Source organism: Autumnicola edwardsiae, from assembly GCF_031846505.1.
In the GTDB taxonomy this organism is placed as follows: Bacteria; Bacteroidota; Bacteroidia; order Flavobacteriales; family Flavobacteriaceae; genus Autumnicola; species Autumnicola edwardsiae.
The window spans coordinates 1-662 of the sequence record NZ_JAVRHP010000284.1 but is presented as its reverse complement, the minus strand read 5'-3'; the positions used below and the strand labels follow the sequence as shown (position 1 = coordinate 662).

Sequence of the window (662 nt, the reverse complement as noted above, 5' to 3'; positions counted from 1 at the left end):
GAAGTAACAATTTGGGTGCTTTCCCAGGAAGGTGACAGTAATATTCATTTTGAAAATGCAACAGATCCAGAACTTCAGAATGATGTAGTTGCTGTTGGAGAAGAAATTACCGAATTAAATTTTACGGCAGAAACTTCCGGCACCTATAAGATCTATGATGATACCGGGAAACCAAGTTATTTTAGAATCTTACGTGAAAGTGCTAACAATGCTACCGTAAGTGGTAATGTAGATGTTACTGCAGCCTCAGATATTCCTGGCGATTACAGTATAGTTTTTACTAATGAAAACGGTGATACCTGGAGTTCTTCAGTTTCTGAAGGTACTTATACGGTGGACCTGCCTGCAGGTGATACTTATGAAATTTCTCTTGAAGGTGCTGATGGGTTTTCAATCACCGGCAGTACTAACATAGAGATTACAGAAAACACTGCTCTGAATCTATTGATTCAAAAGGATGGAGCGGCAGGCAATGGTCTTGCAGATGTGTGGGATTTTGGAGCAACACAGCTTGATGAAACACAATTCAACACTCAACTAACTGAAGAGGTGATCAACTCGTGGTATGATGCATCTGTCACCCCGGGAACCTCAGATATTAATTTACCAGATTTCACGGTTGGTGATCTTAGCTTTACCGGAGGTGGAAGTGACCGCCTTCG

1 protein-coding gene is annotated in these 662 nt (G+C 41.4%); it reads left to right on the top strand.

Going from position 1 to position 662, the window contains the following annotated elements; genetic code table 11:
• On the top strand, nt 1–662 hold a 662-nt coding region (locus RM529_RS17670), incomplete at both ends, for a hypothetical protein (RefSeq protein ID WP_311486046.1).